A 20,434-nucleotide genomic window follows, 5' to 3' on the forward strand; every position below is an offset into this window, starting at 1 on the left:
TTTTTTTGATTTTCAATAAATATTAGGATTATTTATTCAGGCATCTGGCGCCCTCAGCTGATCGTCTGCAAGAGAGTTTTGCCAGGGATCGGTTTCGGACGCATGTTGTAAACCAGAAAGAGTAGCCTCCGGATCAGCACCTGGTTCCGTTACGAAGCTGCGGGGCAACTCATCAGCGTGATAAACAGTAAATGCGCGTCTGGTGATCAACCGGACGGCCTCGTAAATGGCGATGCCTATCAGGGCTTGTTTGATAAAATTCATAATTGCAATTCTTTAGACCTGATAACAAGCTTCCGCACAAATGGTTTGTATGCATTAGCGGTTGTAGGGATATTCATTGATCCAGCGGAAAGGTATTTCTGTCAACTGATACTTCTTCAACAGGAGGCGTATGGTTACCTTTCTCCCAAAGAGTTTCCCATCCAAGACCAGGTGTTCATGATCCGGCCGGTGATAAGTGAAGATGTAGTTGGTCTCCGGATCTACGGAGGGCTGTATCTTGAGCGTCTTTTTTACCGTATCTACCTGGTGGGTAAGCCATACCTTTTCTCCGTTCTGTTCTTTAACGACTGCATAGTCATTAACATCAAAGGCAAGCATTTCCCAGGATCTTGCTTCTGCCTCGTCATCAGGATCGGGCCGCTCTTTCCAGTCTATCCCTTCAATTTCATAAGCGCCATAGAGGGCGGACCGGTTTACCTGCGCTTCTCCGCTGACCATTACTTTTATGCTCATTAAAAAAGGTAATGCAATATATACGGCGATATAGACATACTTAAGTACCAGTTTAGTGATCTTCATCCATCTCTTCCGGAATTCAGGCGCTTTTGGGTTATTCAGCGCTATGGTCTGACCAAGGAAGAATAGGCGGAAAAGACGCACGATATCTGGAGAAAGCAGTATAAGGCACATAGAGACCAATGCGGTGGTGAGCAACTTTACCGGAACATCAAAACAATAATTAATCATCATGATATTCAGGCTGGTCATCAGGCACAGCAGCGCACCGAGTGTTGCTGTTCTTCTGAAAAACAGTAGGATGCCCATCATTTCTGCGATGAACATAAAGGTTTTATAACCTTCCGAAAACCCAAGGAAGCGCCAGGCCAGGCCCATAGGGGAGGATTCACCGTAGCTGGACATCAGTGTTCTGGGCGAAAGTCCGGGAAACTGCCCGTTATTTAGTTTTGCTAGACCGTAATGTACAAGCATTGAACCGACATAAAACCTGAGAATGACCGTTGTCCAGTAAAAGAGCTGATCATGGGATTTCCTTTTACGGTCAAGGACAGACCAGACCACCGTGCCCGCAATAGCGGTAAGCATTACGACAAACAGCAGGACATAGTCATAGGTCGTATCACCGCTGCCGTTAGTGAATACCGTTATCGGGTAACCAAGTTGGAGAAACTTCCAGGCAAACCATGGAATAAACTGATGCAGCAATGGAATGAGGACACGTTGCAGGTATTCCAGGAAGGGATAAGCACCATTGTTAAATCCTAATACGAAACAAAAAGTAAGCAGGAAGACAAACCTGTGCAGGATAAGGGCGGTAATTTTTTTCACGGTGTTTTTGGTTAAGTAAGCCTAAAATAGTGGAAATATGCCCGCTTCCGGTAACCTGAAGTATAAATTAACATTTTTTAACCTGGTCAGTTAAAGTATATAACCAATTGCGAAACAAGTCCCGGAAAACTTTTAGCGAGCTTTTTGGTTATGAAAAAATCAAAATGACATTTATGGAACCGTTCAATATCAGGATCAATGAGCAAGGAGAGGAAGTAACGCTTACAATTTTGCCTTATGGGAGTAACGCTTTTAAAGTGATCTATTACGGCGGTATTTTAGGTGCAGTAAAAAAAAACAGGGGCCACTGGGGAACTGTTGCGCCTGATGAAGTCCCTGCGGGTGAGCTGCCACTGTTTGAACCCCACCGGCAACACGAGGAGATTGAGCTGGAATTGAGCGAGGCACTGGCAATAAGCGTAGGCAAAGCAATTGATAGCCACTTGGCTGATGGATAGCTATTGGGGATTAGACCGTGCTATACGTGCTAAATCGCCATACTTGTTGAGCGATAAACGTACAATACTGTCCCTTTTCGCAACAAGATCATGAGAGACATTTGCATCCAGCGCAACCAGCATGCCCTTCTCCAGCAGGTGCCTTTGTTCTCCGACACCAAAGTCGATACATCCTTCAACAACAGAGACGACAATCGGGTAAGTTGCTTTATGCGCTTTCATTTCCTGGTCTTTTTTTAAGGCAATCCTGATTTCCTTTACAGCGGGGGTGTTTAAAAGAACCCTGACAGCAGGTTTATCCTGCAGGTATTCGATATCTTCTAAAAGTGACGCGATATTCATCATGTTGATTTTAAAGGTATTTAGCAGTTTAATCGTGGGCATTTTTAAATAACGCCGTACCTAACGAAAGCAGAGCGATCATTTTAACGATCTCTCCGATCACATAATATAAGTGAACATGGCTGGGCCGCACGGAGGCACCAGTGATGTATAACTGTGCACGTTCATCGAGTATTGGAAGTAGCCATATGGTTTGTACAATTACAACCAATACAGCGATTAAAAATAAGCTATTAATGCGTTTTGAAGTTTGGTATGGAAACAACGAGGCTCCAATGCCCAAGAGCAACACCCATTCTACTTTGTTAAGCGCAGCAAAAACAAGCCTGCCTATGCTCAGGCCGATGGGCAGGGTAACGCCCGGAGCCCTGAACTTTAACCAGGCCTCCATAAAACTGATGGCCCCGATAAATCCTATCCAGATAAACACGGTTGCTGTTGCTGCTTTTCTGCTCATATCAGTGGATGCTTATCTGTGCCTTTATAGTATTCGATCTTTGAAAGGAACATAGTAGCCATAGCCTGTCCCCGCCATTTTGCCTCTTCCGCCTTTTCTCCTTTAAAAAGGGTATCTATGGTGTCACGCCATATATCAAGCCAGCGATCGAAGTGCGCAGGGTTAAGGTCCATTTTCATATGCGGAGGGAAAGGTCTGCCCTGGTAAGTGTGTTCCTGCAAGAGGGCCGTCTGCCAGAACGTGTACATCTTAGCCAAGTGGGTTGGCCAGTCTTGAATGATGCGCATGAAAATTACTCCGATGAACGGATCTTGCTGCACCCGTCCGTAAAAAGTATCGACGAGCTGCTGGATGTCTTCTAATTGGACGATGTCATTTTTCATACACAAAGGTTAAAATATTCTATAGAGGACAAAAATATCTTTTATTATTTTATTTTCATCTGACAGTAGGATAGGGGTACGGCAGCACTCATGAGACAGCACCCTGAGCGCATAATTGGATTTGTCTGGAAATTTGATAAATTAGGAGAGCTTATTGTTAACAGATTTAAAAAAGATGAAGACCTACTTAACGCTCTTAACTGCAGTACTGATTGCAGGAAAATGCTTTGCTCAGCAACTAAACATTGTTAAAAACAAATCCTTTGAAATAACAAGCCGGAAGATTGATACATTGATCGGCTCGTCTGATGAGTCGACAACTTATGTGTTTAAATCATTAGGCAGGGACGAGCAGGGTAATACTGTATTGGAATGCAGGATTGTGAGGGCGCTGATCGAGTATGATAAAAAAACACTGCTCAATACAGACTCAATCAGGAAAACAGACTTCATGTCGAGTGGTGTGTTGTTCCCGCTTGCAATGTTTAACAGGCCGTTTACACTGACGCTGGACAAAAAGGGTAAGGTGGTGGGGGTCGCCAGGGTGAAGGAGCAACTGAACCCGATCCTTGCCAAATGGGATATACAGCCAGAGATCAGGGAGCAAATTAATCAGAACTATGATAAGGGTTTTATAGCCGATATGCAGGGTTTGTTTTATCAGTTTCCTGAAAGGAAACTTAATAATAACCAGGCAACCTGGACTGATAAAGACTCTGGTGTTAAATTTAATCTGACAAAGGGCAGGGACCATACCCTGAAACTGGTCACCGAAGAAAAAGAAAATGATCGCAGGAAAAAGACAACCCGGTCATTTGATCCGGCCACAGGATTGATGCTCAGTGAACTTGACATCACAGAAGTTGTTGCGAAGCAGACAGATGAAAATGGTATTGAGCGATCGAAAAAAGGCGAGCTCGTCCAGATGAAGAAACTGACTGGCGCAAAGACGCAGACCCGGTCGGATACAGCCTGGTCCAATATGGCAGCGCAACTGAGTTACTGGAGCAACAGCATGAAGACAGGCGGCGAATATGATACGGTAAAGATATTCAGGATGTTTAGTGTCTATGATGCTGAATTTAAAAATGATGCTACTTATAATGTAGCCAAATTAAGCCTGATTCAGCAAACCAGAAGCAGAGATAATTACCAGGTGTACGATGATGCGCTCATGCAGGTGCCCAATGCATATCTAAAGGGGCATTACAGTCATTTGCATAATAAACTTGGAGAAGCCTTGCGTAAAGGCACTGCTGCAGACGCATATGCGGTAAGCCGCTACCTTTACGACAAACCGACGTTTTCGCAGTGGTTGCAGCAATCATTTGCACAAAATTTTATTGTGGAGCACGATTTTGAGGGACGTAAGGAACAGGATAGGAAAAGTGCTGAACTGCTCAATATGTTCGTTACGGACAAAGATCCGATATACCGCCAGAAGTCCGGACCATTGAGCCTGTGGGTTAAGGCCAAGGCTGACCCGGGTAATGAAGCCTTGCAACTGCAAACTGCTGCTGTCTTCAATAAAATGAGTGACAGGGAAATGAGAGAAGGGAATGGCGGAAGGTATGCTTTATTGGTATACAATCTGTTGAAGAATGTAAACCGAATAGGGGCAGCCGATACTTTGCTCGACAATACCATTACCAGACTTTCCCGGTATTCGTCAGATTCAGTGGTAAATGAAGATAAATATGAAGCCCATAACCTGCTGGCACATGCATATTATCTGAAGTTCCTTTCATTGATTCAAAAGGATTCTGTAAACGCAATGAAATATCTTGCCCAGGCAGCTGACTATTCACCAAAAAATAACTGGGAGAAGGCATATGGTAGCTTTTACGACAGGGTTTTTCTGAAGTCCAAGGAGAGCTACAGAGATGATTATATTGAAAAATTACTGAACGGTGGCCATGAGACTGAAGCAATGAAGCTATTTGCCTTACAGATTAATTCAAGTCCTGAAACCCTGGAGGAAATGCAGAAAAGATTTCAAACCAAATTTCCAGAAAGAAGTTTCAGAGACTTTTTAATAAACCATGTGATAGATACCTGGGTACAGGCGCCGGATTTCAAGCTCAAGAATATCTCTGGTAAGGAAAATACACTTGCTCAGTACAAAAATAAATGGCTGATACTGGATTTCTGGGGTACTTGGTGCGGACCGTGCAGAGAAGAGTTACCAGATGTGAACAAGTTTTATACTGAACTCGCAGCAGGTAAACATGGTGAGCTTAATTTCCTGAGTGTAGCCTGCTATGATACTGAAGACAAGGTCAATGGTTTCCTGGCGGCAAATAAATATGAGATCCCGGTCGCATTATCAGATAATAAGATTCAGCGGGACTATAAGATTACCGGTTACCCATCTAAAATTCTCATTGCTCCAAATGGCCGAATGCTGAACGTCCAGTTTGGTAAGGACTGGAAAGGGATATTGAAACGTTTCAGCCAGATCTATGCGGGGAACTGATAAGTTGATGAGTAACACCGCTATTACCGGAATAAAAAAGGGCGCCCGCTTGGGCGCCCTTTTTTAATTTATTTTTTATTCAGTTTGTCGTTAAACAGCTTCATATAGAAACCGCCGACTACACTTCTTCCTTTGAAGTTTTCCCGGATACCGGTTTTGGAATCGTAAAAGTCGTTCAGCGGAACACGGGATTCAGTTTCTATAGCATGGATATAAACCGGATGTACCAGTGCCTTAAACTCTTCTTCAGTAGGGGCAAAGGTAGCTGTCCACAAGATCCAGTCATTCTTGGTATAAGCTTTCCTGCTGTCCAGGGGTATCCCGAATTTGTTCTGTTTGGTCAGATAGTATTTGGTCTCGGTGTCATAGATCTTTTGTGGGAACAGGTTGAGAACAAGTACTTTGTCCCAAACCAGATTGTACTTCTGGCTCCAGGTATTCTTATTGTCGAAGGTGAGTGCATAGTGATCCCCCGCGTCTGCCATTTCTATCCATTTAGGGACCATGCTCTCAGCTATAGACCTGTATTTTTTCGCAGTCTCGGTATAACCCAGTGTTTCTGCCATCTGTGCATAACAAGCAATACCAACAATCGCCTTTACGGATAAGTTTGCATTCCTTGCAAGGTGACCGGCGAAGTCGTCTGTACACAACTGGGTCTTAGGGTCCAGTCCTTCCTTGACGAGGTAATCGGTCCATGTCGTGAGGGTTTTCCAGTGTTTTTTGGCATAGCTGGTATTACCTTGCGCCTTGGTGATCGCTGCTGTAAGTATAACCATGTTACCTGATTCTTCAACCGGCATGGGTTCGCCATAAGTCTGGCCATTGGCAATTGGATAGGTACCCAGGTCATGCGCCGCCCATGGGTGTGGATATTTACCGCTTTCGCTGAAGTAGAAAATGCCATTGAGCATACCTTGCAGCAGACTTGGGTTATAAATCAGGTAAAGTGGAGCAGATGGATAAGTTACATCGACTGTGTTGATGAAACCACCGCTGTTGTTTTCTTTAGACAGCCACAGTATTTCACCTTCAGGGCTTTTTACCAGAGTATGTGCTGCGATACTCTGGCGGTAAGCGAGTGCGCAAAGGTGCGCGTATTCTTCCCCACCTGATCTCAGGGCATCGGCATATACTGATTTATTGAAGGTATCGCATTTCTGCATGATCTCCTTATACTGGTCTGCAGCAGCTGTAAGCTGACCTTCAATTGTTTCTTTACCAGAAGTATTCCACCACGGCCTTAAGTTTCTCTTGAAATACTGGATAGAAAGCACCTCGTCATAACCCAGCGCTATAAAGCGCTCTACCGGTGTTTTACCTACAGTGCCAAAAGGGATCACTGTATTTAAAGCCAGTGATCTACCTTTAGAAACGGTAGAAGCAGAAGTACCGTTCCTGAAAGCGTCAGCAGCTGCGTTGCCATGGGTAATGAACTGCACGGCATTGCTGGACTTAGGGGCGGCTACATAAAAATATCCCCAGTCAATACGCATGTCGTCCGCACCTTTTTGCAGTACAGGCTGTTCTGTGGTACCTGTCTTCAGTACCGCCAATTTAGCGGTCGCATATTTTTGTGCACTGACCTCCTGCGACGGCCTGTATACGGCGATGTTTGAAGATGCGCTGAGGAATACTTTTACTGCATGGCTCTTAGCATCGTTAGACTGCACCTGGTAGCTTATATAAGAAACAGGACGTGACAATATGCCCAGATCGCTCATAATTAAAGGAGACGTGAATGTCAGTTTGAGGTCAGCCTTACCGCAGGTAAAGTTGTAAACGGTCTGAGTAGCGGTAACTTCTACATTTTTTTGTTCTGCAAGCTGGATCCTGGCTGCGTTGTCTTTCTGCTTGTCCACCAGGCCGAAATCCAGGTATCTGCCTCCCGCTGTATTGGCCAGGTGAATGGCTATGGTATTTTTCCCGGTCTTCAGATCGCCCTTGCTGATCGGAAAATATTGAAATGTGCTGGTCCAGCCCTCTTTTTCATATACCTTCTTGCCATTCAGGTATACTTCTACATTGTCGTCGTGGTTCATTTTTAGCAGCAATTCGTTAATGCTGGCCGGGTTGGTAATATTGAAATTACGTCTTACCCAGATATGGTCAGACTTCCATAGTGTTTTTACCTGTTTTGCATCGTCGCCAATGGGAGCCGAACCGGTTTTCCATCCGATATTGGTATAACCTACTGATTTCCAGTCGCCCTGAGGGGCTGTTTCGATATACGCTACTGTATAGGGTTTCTCATCGGAAGTCTCCAGGATGGTCTTATAGCTGGCCTCCTCTTTTCCCAGGAAACGGTAGATATTTCCGTCGACGCTGATGAGGCCGAGCAGCGAATGGTCTGCACCCGTCCAGTGGGTGGTGGTAGAAGCATTTAGCTTGTCGGTATTAGACCAGATGCTGAAATTCGGGTTGTGGGTGATCAGGGGATAGGATGGTGCCTTACGTTCCTGCGCATTGGTCTGGCCGGCTGTGAAAATACAGGCGAACAAGCTCAGAAACATTAGTTTACTGTTTTTTTTCATCATGTGTGTAGGTTGGTTTACCGTATGATTTGATTTTTGGTTATAAGCTGTAAAAATACACGATTTGAAGATGCCCGGGCTGCGTTTTTGTATCAAGCTTTAGCGTATGCGTCTCAATTTTATCAGGGACCGGCAAAGAATGTCTGCTTATAATTCACCAGAATGCTAAATGAGACTATATTTGGTCAGCTTTTAAAATTTACATTATGAAGAAATGGTTCCTTGCCAATTATCTGCATTTCGTGATCTGCGGCCTTTTTGTAGCGCTGTCATTCGTCTATTTCAGTCCTGTGCTGGATGGAAAGGTGCTTTTCCAGGGCGACGTGATGGAAGCAAAGGCCATGGCCGGCGAGATCATGAATGTGAAGGCTAAGACGGGCAAGGCACCGCTCTGGACAAACGGCATGTTTGGTGGGATGCCCGCTTTTCAGATCTGGGCGAAGTATCCCGGGAACATGACCACTTATGTAATTGATTTACTAAAGACCGTGTTTCCGGAACCGGTCGATATCATTGTCTGTTTCTTTCTGGGCGCTTACTTTTTATTAAATGTACTCCGGCTGAAACCCTGGGTTGCTGCTGCCGGAGCGGTAGCATTTACCTTTAGTTCCTACAACTTCATTTACATACTGGCGGGGCATAGCAACCATGCGATGGCCATGGCGTTCTTTGCACCGATAGTCGGTGCTATATTGCTTACACTCAGGGGAGGACCGCATCTGCTGATAGGAAGTGTCCTTACCGCGTTCTTTCTGGCGCTGGAGATCCGGACAAACCATATCCAGATGACTTACTACCTGTTTATTGCAGTCCTGATACTCGTACTGATCGAATTATACCATGCGATAACTGCTAAGGAGATGACGGGTTTTCTGAAGTCACTGAGCTACCTGGTTGCATCTGCACTACTTGCCATAGCTATTAATGCAGGGACTTTATGGTCTACCTGGGAATATGCACAGGAATCCATCCGGGGAAAGGCAATACTCTCGGATAAAGGGGTTACGAATGATTCCGGACTTGACCGAAGTTATGCCTATCAGTACAGTCAGGGTGTTGGCGAGACGGGTACGTTTCTTATACCTGATCTTTACGGCAGGGCGTCGGGTAGTAAATTCCCCGATGGCCCGGTTGCCGTTAAAGCCGGCCTGATCAAAAACGGCCTTGATGAGGTGCAGGCTTCGAACCTGACCAGTCAGCTGGAACAAGCTGGAGTCCTGAGGCCCTATTGGGGCAACAAGCCAGGTACTGCGGGTTCCTGGTACTTCGGGGCCATAGTGATCTTCTTATTCATACTGGGGCTGTTTATTGTAAATAACCGCTTGAAATGGTGGATAGCGGTTACGGCCTTTCTGTTTATATTCCTGTCTTTCGGCAGGAATTTTCCATTGGTTTCTGATCTTTTCTTTGATTATGTGCCGATGTACAACAAATTCAGATCGGTAGATTTTGCACTGGCCATACCCGCCTTCCTTTTTCCAATGCTTGGGTTTATGGCGTTACAGGAACTGATCATACAACGAGAGAAACGCGGTGACCTGATAAAGAAGCTTTTATATTCGTTTTATATTACTGCAGGCCTGCTGGCAATTGTTTTAGTGCTTCCTACGCTGCTGTTTGATTTTCGTGCTGCTGATCACCACGAGCTTATCACGCACCTGACCCAGGCACTCGGAGGTAATTCCGCAATGGCTAACGTGATCGGCAATGGCCTGGTGGAAGACCGTATTTCTATGGCAAGGGCGGATGCACTCAGATCACTGATCTTTGCAGGTCTTGGCTTCGCAGTGATTTATTTTATGCTGAAAGCAAAGCTGAACAGCCAGAATACAGGCATTATACTGGGGTTACTGATCCTGGCAGATATGTGGATGGTAGACCGCAGGTATCTCAATGACAAGAATTTCTTTAATAAAGAGGAGCTGGAACAGGGTTTTCAGCCTACTGCTGCCGATAAGGCGATACTGGCAGATAAGGCGCTTGATTTTCGGGTATTGGACCTGACCCGGGGAAACCCATTTTTTGACGCTTCTGCTTCTTATCTGCATAAATCGGTAGGGGGAAGGCATTCTGCCAGGTTAAGACGTTACGATGATTTGGTTCGTATACAATTCGACGGGAAGATGAACGAACCTGTGCTGGACATGCTGAATACGAAATATGTGATAGTCTCAGACTCAGTATCACCGGCTCCCAGGGCAATTCGGAGGCCAGGCGTACTTGGAAATGCCTGGTTTGTCGACAGCATCAGGTACGTACGAAACGCAGACGAAGAAATGCAGGCGATTTCTGCATTTGACCCGGCCACTGTTGCTATAGTAGATCAGGAATTCAGACAACAAATCAGTGCGATTTCTCCTCAAAAGGACAGTGGGGCGGAAATTGTATTAAAAAGCTATCATCCTGATCATTTGGTTTATACCTACCATATCCGTAAGGATGCGCTCGCTGTATTTTCCGAGATCTGGTATGACAAAGGCTGGACTGCATATCTGGACGGAAAGCAAATACCTTATATCCGGGCAAATTATGTGTTAAGGTCTGCTAAGCTGCCGTCTGGTTCACACCAGCTGGAATTTAAATTTGAACCTGCTTCTTATCTGATCGGGGACCAGATTTCCATGGTCGCATCGTGCATTCTATTGTTAACCGCAGGCCTTACATTATTTTATCGTTACAGGAGGACCTGAGTACAGAAATTCGTCACATCCGGTAATTTCCTGTTTGGCTGAATTTTTGCCTAAAGTTCCCGAATTCTTAATCTAAGCATTAACAGGATTCATTAAGGGAGTCAAATAGATATTGTAAACGAAAGGATGAAGAGGGCCAACAGACCAACAGACTTTGTCATGCTGAAGGCAAGAACAAGAAGTGATGCCGACCGGTGTGAGTTTGCTTTATTGCACGTTACAGAAGCTTGGAAAGTGATTATGAGAAAGCGGCTCGAAGCATTGGAGCCGTTTAAGGAGAATACCTCAGTGTATTGTCACACTTACTGGGATTCGCCAATGGGATATTTCAGGAGCCGTGTGGCCCTGAACAGCGATACAGATGCTGACCACATGTCGGATCAGGATTGTATAAGTCTGGTTGACAGTGTAGTATTGGATGGTAAGACCTGGGCATATATTGACCTGTTGTCAACAGATTTCGCCTTGTTTGAAATGACGGAAAGCCGCCTGGATACCCATCTGATGATGATCAGCCCTGACGGAATCGCCTCCTATATGTGTTTTGGTACAGGCTCAGATGAACAATACGTTACTGAAGGTTTTGATCTGAAGGCCATAGTCCACATGAAAAGTATTTGATACTACGGCTTTTTATCTCGTGTTTTGCGTTTTAAAATGAAAACGCACCTGAACCTATTTGATTTCACTCAAAAGATCAATTATAAAAATGAGATCCTGGCCGGACTTACCGTAGCGATGACGATGATGCCAGAATCATTGTCCTTTGCAATACTGGCGGGTTTTCCACCGCTTGCAGGCCTTTATGCAGCATTTATAATGGGATTGGTTACTTCTGTACTCGGTGGCAGGCCAGGACTGGTTTCCGGCGGGGCGGGCGCAACTGCGATTGTACTGATTGCCCTGATGAAAAGCCACGGAATTGAATATGTCTTTGCTGCGATCGTATTTGCGGGGATTTTCCAGATTTTAGCAGGCCTCTTTAAACTTGGTAAGTTCATCCGCTTAGTGCCTCAGCCCGTAATGTACGGCTTTGTTAACGGCCTGGCAGTAGTTATCTTCACTGCCCAACTGGAGCAGTTTAAAATTTCGGAGGCAGGTACATTACACTGGATGACGGGTATGCCGTTGTTTGTTATGGCAGGTCTTGTATTACTGACCATTGCTGTAGTGCTGGTCTTTCCCAGGATCACAAAAGCAATTCCGCCGTCGCTTGCAGCCATCCTGGTCGTTTTCCTGCTGGTGCTGATCTTTAATATAGACACCCGGACCGTGAAGGATATTGCCGATGTCAATGGCGGCTTTCCGCCTTTCCATATCCCTCAGGTACCTTTTACACTGCAAACGCTGCAGACGGTATTTCCTTATGCGCTGATCATGGCAGGAGTGGGGCTTACAGAGGGTTTGCTTACACTTAATCTAGTAGATGAGATCACCGCATCCAGGGGAAACGGCAACAGGGAATGCCTGGCCCAGGGCACTGCGAATATTGCAAATGGCTTATTATCTGGTATGGGAGGCTGTCCAATGATTGCACAGACGCTGGTCAATTTGTCTGCCGGAGCCAGGGCGAGGTTATCCGGCATTATCGCAGCTTTTACTATCCTGCTCATTATTCTTTTTGGTTCGCCTGTAATAGAACGCCTGCCTATGGCCGCGCTGACAGGTGTAATGATCATGGTTGCTATAGGAACATTCGAATGGGCCAGTTTCAGGATTATCAATAAAATGCCTAAGCAGGATATCATCATAGGTATTCTGGTTGCTGCAATAACCATTTATCTTCACAACCTGGCGCTCGCAGTATTAATCGGCGTGATCATTTCTGCATTGGTATTTGCCTGGGAAAGCGCAAAACGTATAAGGGCAAAAAAATATACTGATGACAATGGAGTTAAGCATTATGAACTGTTCGGTCCGCTGTTTTTTGGATCGGTCGCTGCCTTTAACGAAAAGTTCGATGTAGCAGGTGATCCTGAGACCGTCATCATCGATTTCAGGCAAAGCCGGATTTTCGATATGAGTGGCATCGATGCGATCCATAAGCTGACGGAGCGGTATGCTGCTATCGGAAAGACACTTCATCTCAGGCATCTCAGTGACGATTGTCGCCTGCTGCTAAGAAATGCAGCCCCGGTGATTGAGGTGAATGTAATCGACGATCCCGGGTATAGGGTCTTATAGGCCCGGGGAAGGCTATGTTATTTGGAAGCAGGTTTTGATTTCTTACCAAACTGGCGGGGATAGTATGAAATAGTTGTCATAAAATATTGTTTGAGCACATTCTGAGTACCTATGGTAAAGCTGTTTGAGTTTCCGTAGTTGATTACACTGCTGTTCTGTCTCAGGAGGTCCAGTGCGGAAAACTTGATTTCCGCATTATTGCCTTTAAGGAACCGGTAGATGGCACTTGCATTCCAGATGGTAAAATTGATGTTATCTGCACTGGAGGAGGAACTCTGGTTAAAGCTGACATTGCTGTATAAGGTTAACTTTTTGGTCACATTATAGGTGGTACTGAAGTTGGTGCCAAGATTTTTTCCGCTGTACCCGGTATTGAACTCCTGCTGCTTTGATGAATAGGTATTGAATGATTCGTCCAGGACAAATGCAAAGATACTTTTGTATGTGTAGTTGACACTTGCATTGTTATAGGTATTCAGGTTGCTTGAAAAGGTAAACTGGTTATTGGTATAGCCTGGATTCCGGTTTGCGTTCATGCTGCTGTTCAGGCTAAACTGGAGTTCAGATGTCTTTAGTTTAAACGCCTTTCTTACCTCTCCGTAGAAATTGATATACCTGTGTCCGTCTGCATTGATCTGGTATACAGTACGTCGGTTTTGCGCGTCGATAAAAATACTGTCGACAATGTTGTCTTTGACAAGACCAGCCCTGACGTTAAAATAAAAGTTCAGGCTGTTCTTATTGCTCTGGTCATAATGATTAAGGTTGAGGGAGAGCTCCTGTTGTACACCGGCGCGCAGGTTAAGGTTGCCTCTTTGAAGGTAATACAGGTTTGTACTGTCTGTAAGCGGAGCCAGCTGCTGGATATTTGGAATGCGCAGCGTAGTAAAATAATTCAGACTTACAGATCTGTAATATTCTCCATACTGGTTGTCGCTGTAATCGATTCCGGCATCGGGCACGAACTTATGGTAGTTCCTTCTGATATTCTGAAATGCGCGGTCTGACTTATTATCCTGGTCCATCATAATTATTTTGGGATGGAACCTGAAGGTGAGGTTGGTATAGAAGCGATTGGAAAGGCTTTTACGGAACGACCTCTGTATCCTAAGCCCGGGTGTTTCTTCAATCTCATTGGTCTGAATACGGTTGCTCAGGTAGGAATTTTCCTGATAGATATTCGTCAATGTATCCAGGTCCTGTACCCTGTTGTTATTTTTATCTGTCTTCAGTACCAGTTTATTGGTAACATCAAAACTGATACCCGCCATTTGTTTATTGCCCAGGAGAATTGTTTTAAGGTCGGGAACGGTGATGTTGATCTCCTGTCTGCTGCCATCGCTGTTGGTGTCGTATTTCCTGTTGAAGACCCGGTTTGCGGTTGCATCGGTAAGAGACCTGAATTCAGTCCGGTTGATGCGCTGTCCTTCGTTTTCATATAATGAGAAGTCATAGATTGCTGATAATCCCCTGAAACGGGTTTTTGATGTGATGATATAAGGCGAATACCTGTAATCTCCCTTCAGGTTGAAGTTTCGGTTATTGTATTTATTGTAGTTTGAGGAATTATTAGTACTGGTGAGTTCTCCCTGGAGATTTTCTGCGGAGCGCAGGTTCTGTTCCGTATTTTCCTCACGGTCCAGATTGACTGACTGTGTAAAATTAAGGTCATGCCCACGACTCCCATATTCATAGCTGTTATCAAAACGATGGCGTGTATTTGAAGACGAATTACTACTGTTGCTGTTTTCGATGATCTTGTCACTGCTGCTGACAGAGGTAGTTGTTTTGGTCTCTGACAGGAAATCACTGCTTCTGTCCTGCAGGAAATAATTAGACTTTAAGGTACTCTTTCTCTGATAGGTAGGGTTTTCTATAAAATTATAGGTCAGACTGGCTCCAGCCGCGCCAGGCCTGTTGAGTCCCGTTGCCCTGAAATCCGGCTGATACTCCACATTAGTACCAACGCCCTTAAAAGTACTGTTAGCCATAAGAGAATTGATACTATTCGGCGTCTTATTAATGTTATTGAGCGCTCCTATTACTGCCAGCTGCATTTTAGGGGTATACATGTTAATACTGGCATCCATTTCATACCGGTTATCTGTTCCATAGCCTGCGCTGATCTTGCCAAAAAAGCCGATATCCTTGCCCTTTTTAAGTTTGAGGTTCATTTCAAGAGTCGAGTCGAGCGGATTGCTCTGATCTTTCACGGTATTGTATACCTGTACCTTTTGAAGCGCATTTTTTGAAATGTTCTGAATGGCGACTTTGGCATCGCCTCCGAAAAAGGTCTTCCCGTTTACTTTCAGACTTTTCACTTCTGCACCATTGACAGTAATAAGTCCGTCCCCCCATAGCGTAATATTTGGTATCTTCCGGAGCATATCCTCCACTGTAGCGTTGGTGTCCAGTTTAAAGGCTGCAGCGTTAAACTCCAGTGTATCTCCGTTAATACTTACCGGAGGGACTGAGATTACCACATCTTTCAGGGTAATGTCCTGTCTGTTGACGATAATGGTTTCCAGGTCAATGAAATTCTTGCTGGCGGGTATGGTAAAGTTTTTTCGGCCAGTCATATAGCCGACGTGACTGATCTCCAGTCTCAAAGGCAGGCTGACCGGAAGATTCCTGAAGCTGAACTCTCCGTAATTATTGGTGACCTGGTAGCTGAGCAGTGTGCTGTCAGCAGCTTTGTAGATGGATACAGTAGCCGATTTGAGTACGTAATTCTGAGCAGTATCCCTTACAATGCCCTTTGCACTTCCCGGATTTGCCGGTGTGTTGGCTTGCTGAGCGTAACAAATGGAAGCTGATGCGCTCAACAGGCACAGTAGCGTCAGGAAAATGGATTTGAACATGGAGCAGTTAATTTTTCTTGGGTTTTAGCTGGATGATAACGGGATTGCTTTTTTTGTTTTGGGTTTTAAAATAGTTGCTGAGTACAGGATCATATACTCTGTTTTTACCTTCATTCTGCTCCTTAAACGAAAACAACGCGAGTGATGAATAACTCGTATAAAAATAGGTTTTATCAAAAAGGAGAAATCCTTTGTTGGCGAAATCATAGTGCATTCCTGCATCAGTAACCGGCAGGAATTGTGAAAGCGTGTCGGGTTCTATGTCTGAAATTGAAGTGATCAAATTGCTTTTCAGATTATAGATAAACGCCTTTCTTGAATTGGCTCCCCAACTCCAGTTTGAGCCTTTGAGGTACAGGTTGTCGCCAATCAGATAAGGATTGCCTATGGCAAAAAACACCTTTGGATTCTTCTCAAAGTATTCAGCGCGTTTTCCCTTGTAGACAGGATTATCCTTAAAATCCGGAGGTAATGAATTGTTGACCGGAAAGATAAGTCTGTAGGAAAGAGATAGCTTGGCAGGGGTCAGCCTGTAAATGTTGTAATCATAATAATTGACAAAAAAGAGTTCATCTCTGACACCGTAGTCGGTGACAGATTCACCGCCACTGTAAAACTGGTCGTCTTTATATCTTTTTTGAGAATAGGGGAAATAGCCTGCGATCTTTTTTTTGTCTTTCACAAGGCTGACTTCATAATAAATGCTGTCTTTATCCTGCTTCTCCATATAACCCTGGTCAACGATAGTTCCGTCACTGAACTGACGCTGATAACCATAAACCTTCCCTTCCTCATATTTCTCCTTACGGATGAGATTTCCGTCAATATCAAAGTAATGGATGTTTTTACCCGTTGAAACTTGGATAACCGGATTGTTGTTTTCGTTTCTAAGCGTAAATCCCCAGAATTCCTGGCTTTGTTTGCTGGAAGGATCTTTTTCAATCTTACTGCCATTGATCTTTGCTTTGTATTTTCCATCCTTTGTAAAGATAAGGATGGACTTAGTATCATAATCCCAGATGATATACCTGTCGTCCGTAACACGAAGCTGACTAATGGAACCGAACATGCTTTCTTTGGTAGTTTCGAGCGGAATGAATTTTACCTCATCAAAGATTTGAGAAACTGAAGCGCCGCGGGCAGCATCAGGATCTATCCGAAGTGTCCTGTACCCTGTGCTGTCGATTTTGCCGGTCTGGGCCATCAGCTGGCTGCTTAAAAATGTACAGGTGATAATGCTGAAGAGCGCGTGTTTGGTCATACGGGTGGTTAATTGGTGGACTAAAGATATAGTTAATTCCGAAAACCAGTATACGATTAACAAATTTTAACAGACACAGGTGCCGTTATTTAAAGTTTCTTCCTGAATGAAAGACATTTATACTGTTTAAAAGTCCGTTATAATTGAAGCATCTCTGGACGATGATATGGACGACATGTCCTTCGCGCTGCATTCTGCCTTCGGCCATGAGCAAACGGGACTGAAGGATTTCTTTCCGGTATTTCTCGAATAGTTCCTGAAAGACAACGAGATTACAGGAACCGCTCTCGTCTTCCAGCGTAATGAAGCAGATGCCCGAAGCAGTGCCGGGCCGCTGCCTGACCAGTATAAGACCTGCAACTTTTACCAGGCCTCCATCAGCGATATCTTTCAGCTGTGATGCTTTTGTAATCTGCAGCAGGATCAACTTTTCCCGTATGAAGCTAAGCGGGTGTGCCTTCAGGGACAAGGTCGTCGATGCATAATCCTGTATGACATGTTCTGCCAGTGTCATGAGCGGAAGTTCAACCTGTGTTTCAAAACTGCTTGCAGAAGGTTGTTCGCTGAAAATAGCGACCGGACGGTCACCCAGTGCAGCTACTTCCCACAAAGCTTGTCTCCGGTCCATGCCCAATGAACGGAATGTATCTGCGTCTGCCAGTTTTTCCAGGGCTTCCATGCAGACACCCGCATCCAGCAACTGATACATCTGAGTATAACCTTTCTTACGGCCCATAACAAGCGCCTGCATTTCTGCTTCATTTAACCCTTTTATTTGTCTGAAACCCAGCCTTACAGCGTGCTTAGCTGGCTGTGTTTCCTCCAGCTTGTTGTCCCAGCAGGATAGGTTAATATCTGCCTCCCGGACTTCGACCCCGTGGGCCCTGGCATCAGCTACCAACTGAGCAGGCTGGTAGAAACCCATAGGCATACTGTTCAGTAGTGCTGCAAGAAAAATATCAGGGTAATAATGCTTTAACCAGCAGGATACATATACCAGCAGTGCAAAGCTGGCGGCATGGCTCTCCGGAAAACCATAACTGCCGAAGCCCTTCAGCTGATTGAAGACCCGTCGTGCAAAATCTTCCTCGTAGCCGTTTTTCAACATGCCCCCGATCAGCTTTCTCTCAAACTCTTCTACCTTACCTTTGGCTTTGAAAGTGGCCATACTTCGCCGCAGTTCATCGGCTTCAGCAGGTGCAAAACCTGCTGCATCAATGGCAATCTTCATGGCTTGTTCCTGGAACAAAGGCACACCTAAGGTTTTTTTAAGTATATCTTTGAGTTCCGGAGATGGATAATCAACGAGTTCCGGATTTTCACGACGCTTCAGATAGGGGTGCACCATATCTCCCTGTATCGGCCCTGGTCTGACAATGGCCACTTCAATGACGAGGTCGTAGAATTCTCTTGGCTTCAAACGGGGAAGCATAGACATCTGAGCCCTGCTTTCGATTTGAAAGGTACCCATGGTATCGGCACGGCAGATCATGTCGTATACAGGCTTACCTTCTTCCGTTTCTTCTTTTCCTAATATCCCGGCCATATTCAGGTCTAAGCCATAGTGGGCCCTGGCCAGGTCAAAGGCTTTCCGTACACAGGTAAGCATACCCAGTGCCAGCACATCGACCTTAAGAAAACCGAGTGCTTCGATATCGTCCTTATCCCATTCAATATTGGTTCGGTCTTCCATACGGGCATTCAGGATGGGGCAGAGATCGGTGATCCTACCCTGCGTGATGACAAAACCACCGGTATGCTGGCCGAGCTGTCTGGGAAAGCCAATCATCTGCGCAGTCAGTTCCAGTACTTTATGCAAATGCGGATCTTCAGGGTTTAGTCCCTGTTCTTTCAGCCTTTTCCCGTCAAAAATATTATCGGAAAAATGCCATACGGCAGCAGAAATCTTATTGATGGTATCTACGGAAAGACCCATAGCTTTACCCACATCACGTATGGCACCTTTTTGCCGTTGCTGCGTCACTGTAGCGACAATAGCAGTGCGGTCACGGCCATATTTATTGTAGATATACTGGATCACTTCCTCACGCCGTTCATGTTCAAAATCAACATCTATATCCGGAGGTTCATTGCGTGCCGAGGAAATGAAGCGTTCAAACAGCAGGTCGATTTTCTTTGGGTTTACGGAAGTGATTCCCAGGCAAAAACATACTACAGAATTTGCCGCTGAACCCCGGCCCTGACAAAGTATTTTTTGAGAACGGGCAAACCGGACGAGGTCATGAACGGTCAGAAAATAAGAGGCGTAGTTCTTTTCGCGGATAAATTTCAGTTCATGCGCTATGGTTTCTTTGATTTTCTCTGTGATTTCAGTACCAAATTTCTCACAGGCACCCAACCAGGTTAAATGGATCAGTTCTTCCATTGGACTGCGGCCCTCCGAAGTAAGCTCCTCAGGATAAATGTATTTAAGTGAATCTAGGCTGAACTGGCATCGGTCTGCGATCTTAATGGTATTTTCTATAGCATCCGGTAACAGGTAGAACAGCCGCTGCATTTCGGAAACAGACTTTAAATGGCGTTCTGCATTCTGATGCAACAGGTAACCTGCATCATAGATCGTACATTTTTCGCGTACGCAGGTAAGTATATCCTGAAGCTCACGACGTTTAGGTTCATGATAAACGACATCATTTACTGCTGCTATTGGAATGTCTAATTCTTCGGATAACCTCGAAATACGGAACATTCTCTTCTGGTCGTAACCCAGGTAATTGCGTGAACCGGCAAGATACAGGTTGTTTCCGAAGGCGCTTTTATAATCGGCAAGTGCTTCCCTGATGTCCGGATCGAAATCAAAACGGTTGTTCAATACGGCCGGAAGAAGTGCGATAAAGACTATGCCTTCTTTATGAAGAAAGACATCGTTCCTGTACAAAAGGCATTGTCCTTTCTCTGTACGCAGATTTCCTATGCTCAGGAGTTTTGACAGGCGCGAATATGCAGATTGATCGGTAGGATAAGCCAGTAGAGGAGGGGCATCCTGCAACTCCAGCCTGCAACCTGGAATAAATTTTATATGGTGTTTTTTAGCAGCTACATGGGCACGCACAATGCCCGCGAGCGTATTTACGTCTGTAATGGCGATACCCTTATAACCAAGCTTAGCAGCCTGTATAACCAATTCTTCAGGGCCTGAGGCTCCTCTGAGAAAGCTGAAATTGCTTGTAACCTGTAATTCGGCGTAACTCATAT

At 45.0% G+C, this 20,434-nt stretch carries 14 protein-coding genes; 5 read left to right on the forward strand and 9 right to left on the reverse strand.

Annotated elements, in window-relative coordinates:
• Positions 1 to 36: 36 nt before the first annotated feature.
• Entirely contained in the window at positions 37 to 264 is a 228-nt protein-coding gene (locus tag P2W84_RS17470; RefSeq protein WP_276091453.1) for a hypothetical protein, read from the reverse strand.
• Positions 265 to 318: 54 nt separating this feature from the next.
• Positions 319 to 1,572 (reverse strand): hypothetical protein, encoded by a 1,254-nt coding sequence (locus P2W84_RS17475; protein ID WP_276091454.1) that lies wholly within the window; start codon positions 1,570 to 1,572, stop codon positions 319 to 321.
• Positions 1,573 to 1,745: 173 nt separating this feature from the next.
• Here P2W84_RS17475 and P2W84_RS17480 point away from each other — a divergent pair, with 173 nt between their 5' ends.
• Positions 1,746 to 2,030, forward strand: coding sequence for a hypothetical protein (locus P2W84_RS17480; protein ID WP_276091455.1), 285 nt, complete (start codon positions 1,746 to 1,748; stop codon positions 2,028 to 2,030).
• Here P2W84_RS17480 and P2W84_RS17485 read toward each other — a convergent pair whose 3' ends face one another.
• From P2W84_RS17485 to P2W84_RS17495, 3 genes are read right to left on the reverse strand one after another with little or no spacing between them, the layout of a single operon-like run.
• Complete coding sequence (locus P2W84_RS17485) at positions 2,031 to 2,375, reverse strand: cupin (protein ID WP_276091456.1); 345 nt, start codon at positions 2,373 to 2,375, stop codon at positions 2,031 to 2,033.
• 25 nt (positions 2,376 to 2,400) lie between these two features.
• Positions 2,401 to 2,829, reverse strand: a complete 429-nt coding sequence (locus P2W84_RS17490) for a hypothetical protein (RefSeq protein ID WP_276091457.1) — start codon at positions 2,827 to 2,829, stop codon at positions 2,401 to 2,403.
• On the reverse strand, positions 2,826 to 3,212 hold the full coding sequence (locus P2W84_RS17495) for a group III truncated hemoglobin (protein WP_276091458.1): 387 nt from the start codon (positions 3,210 to 3,212) through the stop codon (positions 2,826 to 2,828). The genes P2W84_RS17490 and P2W84_RS17495 overlap by 4 nt, the downstream gene beginning before the upstream one ends.
• 175 nt (positions 3,213 to 3,387) lie before the next feature.
• On the opposite strand from P2W84_RS17495, the gene P2W84_RS17500 reads away from it, so the two are divergent.
• The gene (locus P2W84_RS17500) at positions 3,388 to 5,688 is read left to right on the forward strand and encodes a redoxin domain-containing protein (RefSeq protein ID WP_276091459.1); all 2,301 of its coding nucleotides are present in this window, start codon (positions 3,388 to 3,390) and stop codon (positions 5,686 to 5,688) included.
• Between the two features lie 68 nt (positions 5,689 to 5,756).
• On the opposite strand, the gene P2W84_RS17505 is transcribed toward P2W84_RS17500, so the two are convergent.
• Complete coding sequence (locus P2W84_RS17505) at positions 5,757 to 8,225, reverse strand: DUF4965 domain-containing protein (protein ID WP_346348971.1); 2,469 nt, start codon at positions 8,223 to 8,225, stop codon at positions 5,757 to 5,759.
• Positions 8,226 to 8,428: 203 nt separating this feature from the next.
• Here P2W84_RS17505 and P2W84_RS17510 point away from each other — a divergent pair, with 203 nt between their 5' ends.
• From P2W84_RS17510 to P2W84_RS17520, 3 genes are all read left to right on the forward strand, one after another.
• Positions 8,429 to 10,912, forward strand: coding sequence for a YfhO family protein (locus P2W84_RS17510; RefSeq protein WP_276091460.1), 2,484 nt, complete (start codon positions 8,429 to 8,431; stop codon positions 10,910 to 10,912).
• 126 nt (positions 10,913 to 11,038) lie between these two features.
• Positions 11,039 to 11,533, forward strand: coding sequence for a hypothetical protein (locus P2W84_RS17515; RefSeq protein ID WP_276091461.1), 495 nt, complete (start codon positions 11,039 to 11,041; stop codon positions 11,531 to 11,533).
• A 36-nt stretch (positions 11,534 to 11,569) separates the two neighbouring features.
• Positions 11,570 to 13,096: a SulP family inorganic anion transporter gene (locus P2W84_RS17520; protein WP_276091462.1), complete on the forward strand. Its 1,527-nt coding sequence runs from the start codon at positions 11,570 to 11,572 to the stop codon at positions 13,094 to 13,096.
• 17 nt (positions 13,097 to 13,113) lie between these two features.
• Here P2W84_RS17520 and P2W84_RS17525 read toward each other — a convergent pair whose 3' ends face one another.
• The 3 genes from P2W84_RS17525 to P2W84_RS17535 all read right to left on the reverse strand — a co-directional run bounded on the left by P2W84_RS17525 (position 13,114) and on the right by P2W84_RS17535 (position 20,432).
• Positions 13,114 to 15,957 carry a TonB-dependent receptor gene (locus tag P2W84_RS17525; protein WP_276091463.1) on the reverse strand — a complete coding sequence of 948 codons (2,844 nt, stop codon included), beginning with the start codon at positions 15,955 to 15,957 and terminating at the stop codon, positions 13,114 to 13,116.
• 7 nt (positions 15,958 to 15,964) lie between these two features.
• Positions 15,965 to 17,218, reverse strand: a complete 1,254-nt coding sequence (locus P2W84_RS17530; protein WP_276091464.1) for a 6-bladed beta-propeller — start codon at positions 17,216 to 17,218, stop codon at positions 15,965 to 15,967.
• A gap of 85 nt (positions 17,219 to 17,303) precedes the next feature.
• On the reverse strand, positions 17,304 to 20,432 hold the full coding sequence (locus P2W84_RS17535) for an error-prone DNA polymerase (protein WP_276091465.1): 3,129 nt from the start codon (positions 20,430 to 20,432) through the stop codon (positions 17,304 to 17,306).
• Positions 20,433 to 20,434 lie beyond the last annotated feature (2 nt).

The sequence above is a fragment of the Pedobacter sp. JY14-1 genome (assembly GCF_029269825.1).
Taxonomy (GTDB): domain Bacteria; phylum Bacteroidota; class Bacteroidia; order Sphingobacteriales; family Sphingobacteriaceae; genus Pedobacter.

Coding starts and splice junctions, on each gene's coding strand:
- P2W84_RS17470 (WP_276091453.1), bottom strand. CDS start 264: ATGAATTTTATCAAACAAGCCCTGATAGGCATCGCCATTTACGAGGCC.
- P2W84_RS17480 (WP_276091455.1), top strand. CDS start 1,746: ATGGAACCGTTCAATATCAGGATCAATGAGCAAGGAGAGGAAGTAACG.
- P2W84_RS17485 (WP_276091456.1), bottom strand. CDS start 2,375: ATGATGAATATCGCGTCACTTTTAGAAGATATCGAATACCTGCAGGAT.
- P2W84_RS17490 (WP_276091457.1), bottom strand. CDS start 2,829: ATGAGCAGAAAAGCAGCAACAGCAACCGTGTTTATCTGGATAGGATTT.
- P2W84_RS17495 (WP_276091458.1), bottom strand. CDS start 3,212: ATGAAAAATGACATCGTCCAATTAGAAGACATCCAGCAGCTCGTCGAT.
- P2W84_RS17500 (WP_276091459.1), top strand. CDS start 3,388: ATGAAGACCTACTTAACGCTCTTAACTGCAGTACTGATTGCAGGAAAA.
- P2W84_RS17505 (WP_346348971.1), bottom strand. CDS start 8,225: ATGATGAAAAAAAACAGTAAACTAATGTTTCTGAGCTTGTTCGCCTGT.
- P2W84_RS17510 (WP_276091460.1), top strand. CDS start 8,429: ATGAAGAAATGGTTCCTTGCCAATTATCTGCATTTCGTGATCTGCGGC.
- P2W84_RS17515 (WP_276091461.1), top strand. CDS start 11,039: ATGAAGAGGGCCAACAGACCAACAGACTTTGTCATGCTGAAGGCAAGA.
- P2W84_RS17520 (WP_276091462.1), top strand. CDS start 11,570: ATGAAAACGCACCTGAACCTATTTGATTTCACTCAAAAGATCAATTAT.
- P2W84_RS17525 (WP_276091463.1), bottom strand. CDS start 15,957: ATGTTCAAATCCATTTTCCTGACGCTACTGTGCCTGTTGAGCGCATCA.
- P2W84_RS17530 (WP_276091464.1), bottom strand. CDS start 17,218: ATGACCAAACACGCGCTCTTCAGCATTATCACCTGTACATTTTTAAGC.
- P2W84_RS17535 (WP_276091465.1), bottom strand. CDS start 20,432: ATGAGTTACGCCGAATTACAGGTTACAAGCAATTTCAGCTTTCTCAGA.